The organism is Pseudomonas brassicacearum (assembly GCF_003732265.1).
Lineage (GTDB): Bacteria > Pseudomonadota > Gammaproteobacteria > Pseudomonadales > Pseudomonadaceae > Aquipseudomonas > Aquipseudomonas brassicacearum_D.
In genome coordinates, this window is record NZ_MOBK01000453.1 from 1 (window position 1) to 276 (window position 276).

General features: G+C 59.4%; 1 protein-coding gene. It reads right to left on the reverse strand.

Translation table 11 applies throughout. The annotated features are described in order from the left end of the window. A partial coding sequence (locus BK660_RS32215; protein ID WP_148057558.1) for a hypothetical protein occupies window positions 1-276 on the reverse strand: 276 nt, incomplete at both ends.

Genomic DNA, 276 nt, shown 5'->3' on the forward strand with positions numbered 1-276 from the left:
CGTCCAGCTCCGCAGCCGCTTGCTGCATCAATTCCGACAGATGCAAAAGGTTGGTCAGTACGCGCTCGCCATCACTGCGTTGCATCAGGGTTTGTGGCAAGTGGAAGTCATGCAGCAGGCGGCGCAACATCGGCAGCACGCCTTGCTTGCGCCATAACTCGCGATAGCCACGGAACTGCATGACCCGGGTTTCCCATACCAGCTCGTCCTGGTTCAGACGCTCCAGCTCTGCCAATGGCAGGTTCAGGGTGATACAGGCCAGTGCGGCTTTCAGGG